The organism is Streptomyces sp. SM1, assembly GCF_002910825.1.
Lineage (GTDB): Bacteria > Actinomycetota > Actinomycetes > Streptomycetales > Streptomycetaceae > Streptomyces > Streptomyces okerensis.
In genome coordinates this window covers 1-5703 of the sequence record NZ_NEUB01000619.1, presented here as the reverse complement: position 1 = coordinate 5703, position 5703 = coordinate 1, and the positions used below count along the sequence as shown (strand labels likewise).

Here is a 5703-nt window from a genome sequence, read left to right as displayed (position 1 = left end):
GGCATCCACCCGTTCCCCGTCCCACGCCCCGTCCGCGACCACCACCCGGTACCGGTATGCGAAGGACTCCCCCGGCGCGAGCGTGAATTCCTCGAAGAACTCCCAGGAGAACGCGACCGACGGTACCGGCTCCGAGCGGACGAACCAGTGCGACGCATGAACGGCGCTGCCCTGCTCCAGGTTCTCCGGCGCGTGCGCGAAGACAAGCGTGGAACGGGCGTCGTCCTCGTCGTGCTCCGCCGTGAAGGCGAGCCACGCACTGCGCGTACCCATGAATCTCCCGGCATCCGCACCCGCCCCGGCTTCACCCCCCGGGGCGATGACCGTTCCGCCGGTGAAGTCGCGCGGCCCCCTCCACTGCAACCCGGTGTAACCGGCCATCTCCCGGCCCGCGGTGGTCGGAGAGCCGAACTCCAGTGGCGTGTCCCGTGCGTTGGTCAGCAGGATCGACCAGTCCAGCACCCAGGCACCGGCCTCCTCGTCGACCGAGTGGACACTCAGCCCCCGCTCCTCCCGCGCCCACTCACCCCCGCCGTTCTCCACCCAGGTGAGATCCTCGACGCAGTCGAACCGGTCCTCCCCGACGGCGAACGCGGAGAACCCGTCATGCCGCATCGAGCCGACGCGCCCGGGCAGAGGCAGGTAACCGCGCCCGTGCACGTAGGAGTTGCCGCCCCAGAAGTTCTGCCCGGACAGATGACTGGCGGTCATCTGCAGCCCCTTGTGCCACCGGTGGTCGTTCGGCCGGTACCCGGTGACCGTCCGCCCGCCCAGCGTGCGCAGTGGATGGGCGTACGGCTTGCGGGACTCGAATCGTTCGGGATCGGGACGGTAGACATAACGGAGGATCTCCGTACCACGCGCACCCGCGACGACCTCGACGGCGTCACCGACACGGTGAAGGACGCGGACGCGCACACCCGCTCCCCGGAAGCCCACACGGAACGGCCCCCGTGCATGGCCGTGTGAAAGGGGTCTCCGGGAACGATCTCACCGGAGCGCACCGGCCGCCCGGTGAACGCCGCCTTGTACAGCGCCGCGGCGAACTCGAGCGTGCCCCTGGCCTCCTGCCCGCTGCCCGGCGGCCGCGCTCCGGCGTCGTAGGCGTCGAGGAGGGCGTCCAGCTGGGCGGTGTGCGAGCTGGGCACGTCCCGCGCAGGGGTGCGCCAGACGCGGACACGCTCAGCGGGGACGTGCGGGGCCTGGGTGTACCTCCAGTCGTCGTTGCCGTGCCCGTAGAGATGGGTGAGCTCGACCGTCGCGTCCGCGCAGTCGACGCGGACCCGGCTCACCTCGTCCGGCGAGAGCACGCTGTTGACGACGGTGGCGAACGCGCCGCCGCGGAAGCGGACCAGGGCGGTGGAGACGTCCTCGCTCTCGGTGTCGTGGACGAGGCGTGCCGCCATGGCCCGGATCTCCTCCCACTCCCCGAGCAGGTGCAGCAGCAGGTCGTACTGGTGGATGCCGTGCCCCATCGTCGGCCCGCCGCCCTCGGTGGCCCACCGTCCACGCCACGGCACGGAGTAGTACGCCGCGTCCCGGTGCCAGGCGGTCTGGCAGTGCGCGACGAGGGGTGCGCCCAGTTCACCGCTCCGGATCAGCTCGCGGGCGTGGACGGCACCGGAGCCGTAGCGGTGCTGGAAGATCACGGAGGCGTACGCGCCCGACGCCTCCTCGGCGGCGGTGATCTCGTCGTACTCGGCGAGCGACAGGCACAGCGGCTTCTCGCACAGCATCCAGGCACCGGCCTTGAGCGCGGCCACCGTCTGCTCGCGGTGGAGCGACGGCGGGGTCCCGATCAGCACCAGGTCGGGGCGTACGGCGTCCAGCATCGCTCCCATGGAGGTGAACCCGGCCACCCGTTCCCCGGGCACCTGTTCCCCGGGCACCTGTTCCCCGGCCGCCGAGCAGAAGGCATCGAGCCGGCCCCGGTCCACGTCGACCGCGGCGACGAGTTCGACCCGGTCGGCGTGGGCGCGCAGGGCCGGCAGATGGCCGCCGCCGACGATGGCGCCGGTACCGACGACGGCGACACGACGACGGACGGGAGACAGGGACATGCGTCGCTCCTCGAGAACCATCAGAAAGCGCTTTCCCCTGGGACCCCAGGCCCGCCCTCGCGCCAGGACAACCCCTCACCCGCACCGGGACCCCACCGGGGCGACCAGGTCCACAGCTCGCCGTCGACCCGGAGTCCACCGGACGGAAGTCCCACCGGGCGGAAGCGTGCGGCCGCCGGGCCGCCCGGCGGCCGCACGCGGCCACCGCCGCGCTCGTACCGCTATCCGCCCACCCCTTGACGCGTCACCGTCAACGATGGCTTCATGTCCCGCATGGGAGCGCTCCCACCTGACTCAGGGAAGGGAAACCATGTCCATGCGCGACAACCGCTTACTGCGCTTCACCACGCTTCCGCTCCTCGGCCTGCTGGCCGCACTGCTCCTCCCCGTCGTACCGGCCGTCACGCCGAGTGCGGCAGCCGCCCCGGTGCGCATCATGCCGCTCGGCGATTCCATCACCGGTTCACCCGGCTGCTGGCGGGCGGTGCTGTGGAAGCGGCTGACGGACACCGGCCACACGGACATCGACTTCGTCGGCACCCTGCCCGCGCAGGGCTGCGGCGTGGCACACGACGGTGACAACGAGGGGCACGGCGGTGAACTGGCCACCGTCGCGGCGGACCAGACCCTCCTCCCCGCACGCCTTGCCGCCACGCTCCCGGACATCGTTGTCATGCACTTCGGCACGAACGACGTGTGGAGCGGCATCTCTCCCGACCGGATCCTCGCCGCCTACACCAGGCTGGTCGCGCAGATGTGGGCGTCCAATCCGGACATGCGCGTGCTCGTGGCCCAGCTCATCCCCATGGATCCGGGTCCCTGCGCCGCCTGCGCCCAGCGCGTCGCCGACCTCAACGCCCGGATTCCCGAGTGGGCCGCGGCGACCGGCACCAGCCGCTCCCAGGTCACCGTGGTCGACCAGTGGACGGGATTCGACACGGCCACCGACACCTACGACGGGGTGCACCCGAACGCCGCCGGGGACGAGAAGATCGCCGCCCGCTGGTACCCGGCCCTCGCCGCACTCCTGGACGACGGTGGCCCGGGCGACCCCGGTGACCCCGGCGACCCCGGTGCCCGCACCTGCACCGCCTCCTTCCACACCGTCGCCGCCTGGCAGGGCGGCTACCAGGCCGAGGTGACGGTGACCAACACCTCCGCCGCCCCCGTCACGGGCTGGACGGTGACGGTCGTACCGGCCGACGGTGCCCGCGTCACCCAGGTCTGGAACGGGACGCTCGACACGTCCGTCGACGGCACGGCCACCGTCACCGACGCGGGCTGGAACGCCGCCCTCGCTCCCGGCACGAGCACGGCCTTCGGCCTCATCGCCACCACCCCGGCAACCTCTCCCTCCCCGGCGGCGACCCTCGACTGCACGGCCGCCTCCTGACACACGGCGAGCACACACGCCCCTCCTCCCACCCACTTACCCCCACTGGAGCCGCCATGAGATCCCCCGAACGCCGCCGCACCACCCCACGCACCGCCGGTCTCCTCGTCACTCTCCTGGGACTCCTCCTCCCTCTTCTCGCCGTCACCACCCCGGCCGCCCACGCGGCACCCACCGGGTTCCGCGTCGAGAACGGCCGGCTGCTGGAAGCCTCCGGGAACGACTTCGTGATGCGCGGCGTCAACCACGCGCACACCTGGTACGCCGACCGGATCAGCTCACTGGCACACATCAAGGCCAAGGGCGCCAACACCGTGCGCGTCGTCCTCTCCAGCGGCGACCGCTGGACCCGCAACGACGCCTCGGACGTGGCGGACGTCGTCGCCCAGTGCAAGCAGAACCGGCTGATCTGCGTACTGGAGGTGCACGACACCACCGGGTACGGCGAGCAGAGCGGAGCGGTCACCCTCTCCCGCGCCGCCGACTACTGGATCGGCGTGCAGAGCGCCCTGGCCGGGGAGGAGGATCACGTCATCGTCAACATCGGCAACGAGCCGCACGGCAACACCGGTTACGAGAACTGGACGGCTGACACCAAGGCGGCGATCCAGAAGCTGCGCGACACCGGGTTCGACCACACCCTGATGGTCGACGCCCCGAACTGGGGTCAGGACTGGGCGTTCACCATGCGTGACAACGCCGCCTCGGTCTTCGCCGCCGACCCGGACGCCAACACGGTCTTCTCCATCCACATGTACGGCGTGTTCGACACAGCCGCCGAGATCAGCGACTATCTGGGCCACTTCGTCGCCGCACGACTTCCCGTCGTGGTGGGCGAGTTCGGTCACGACCACTCCGACGGCAACCCCGACGAGGACGCCGTCCTGGCCGTGACCGGGCAGCTCCGCCTCGGCTACCTCGGCTGGTCCTGGAGCGGCAACGGCGGGGGCGTCGAGTACCTGGACATGGTCACGGGCTTCGACCCGGATCAGCTGACCAGTTGGAGCGAGCGGCTGTTCGACGGAGCCGACGGCATCGCCGCCACCTCCGAGGAAGCGGCGGTCTACGGATCCGGCACGGGCGAGGACACCACGGCCCCGACCGCGCCCGGCACCCCGGCCGCCTCGGCGGTGACCGCGTCGTCCGTGACCCTGCGCTGGAGTGCGGCCACCGACGAGGTCGGTGTCACGGGCTATGACGTCGTACGGGTCACCGGTGGCGCGGAGTCCGCCGTCACCAGCACGTCCGGCACGTCCGCCACCGTCACCGGCCTCACCCCGGACACGTCGTACACCTTCGCCGTCTACGCCCGGGACGCCGCCGGCAACCGCTCGCAGCGCTCCGCGACGGTGTCCGTCACCACGTCCCCGGGGAGTGCGGCGGGAGCCTGCGCGGTGGGCTACCGGGTGACCGGCAAGTGGCCCGGCGGATTCCAGGGCGAGGTCACCATCCGCAACACCTCAGGCTCCGCGGTCGACGGGTGGACCCTGAGCTGGGCCTTCCCCGCCGACCAGCGGATCACCAACATGTGGGGCGGTACGCCCGCACAGAGTGGTTCCGAGGTCACCGTCGCCTCCGCCCCGTACACCGCGTCGATCCCCGCGTCCGGCTCGGTCACGGTCGGCTTCACGGGCGCCCGGTCCGGTTCGAACCCCAGCCCCACGGCGTTCGTCCTGAACGGCGCGGACTGCTCCGTGACCTGATGGACGGACTGCCCGGGAGGGACCCTCCTCCCGGGCAGACGGGCGACCGGGCCGGCACAGGCGGGGACAGCCGGACTCCGGACCGGACCGGGCCGGGCCGGGCCGGACGGGAGGTGATCAGGCCGGCTCAGCGGGCTCAGCGGGCTCAGACGAGACGAGCGAAGACCACCAGGTTCTCGGTGTAGTCCTTGGCGGAGTGGTCGTAGTCGCCGGCACAGGTGATGAGCCTGACCTGGGCGTCGGGCGTGTCGGCGTAGACGCGCTCGTCGGGGAAGTCGTCCTTGTCGAAGGACTCCGTTTCGTCGACCACGAACGTGGCCTTGCTGCCGTCGTCACGCAGCACCCGGAAGCGGTCGCCCTTCTCCAGTTCGCCGAGCCGCGCGAACACGGCCGGGGACGTGGCGGTGTCCACGTGGCCGGCGATGATCGCCGTACCGCGTTCTCCCGGGGAGACGCCCTTGGCGTACCAGCCGACGAGGTTGGTGTTGTGGGCCGGCGGCGGCTGGAGCTGGCCCTTGCTGTCGATGGCGAGATCGGTGAAGGGGGC

4 protein-coding genes and 1 pseudogene are annotated in these 5703 nt (G+C 71.5%); 2 read left to right on the top strand and 3 right to left on the bottom strand.

Annotation, left to right across the window (positions count from 1 at the left end; genetic code table 11):
• Window positions 1–918 (bottom strand): PmoA family protein (locus B9S61_RS15705; protein ID WP_103542825.1); only part of this gene is annotated, 918 nt, incomplete at its 3' end.
• A 2-nt stretch (window positions 919–920) separates the two neighbouring features.
• A pseudogene (locus B9S61_RS15700) lies at window positions 921–2060 on the bottom strand (Gfo/Idh/MocA family protein); the annotation flags it as partial.
• A 316-nt stretch (window positions 2061–2376) separates the two neighbouring features.
• Between B9S61_RS15700 and B9S61_RS15695 the strand changes: the two are divergent.
• Together B9S61_RS15695 and B9S61_RS15690 are read left to right on the top strand one after the other, a co-directional pair.
• Window positions 2377–3453, top strand: coding sequence for a GDSL-type esterase/lipase family protein (locus B9S61_RS15695; protein WP_103542824.1), 1077 nt, complete (start codon window positions 2377–2379; stop codon window positions 3451–3453).
• A 56-nt stretch (window positions 3454–3509) separates the two neighbouring features.
• Complete coding sequence (locus B9S61_RS15690) at window positions 3510–5156, top strand: cellulase family glycosylhydrolase (RefSeq protein ID WP_103542823.1); 1647 nt, start codon at window positions 3510–3512, stop codon at window positions 5154–5156.
• A gap of 145 nt (window positions 5157–5301) precedes the next feature.
• Here the strand turns inward: B9S61_RS15690 and B9S61_RS15685 are convergent.
• Window positions 5302–5703, bottom strand: a 402-nt coding sequence (locus tag B9S61_RS15685) for a class F sortase (protein ID WP_146064852.1), incomplete at its 5' end; no start/stop codon positions are given.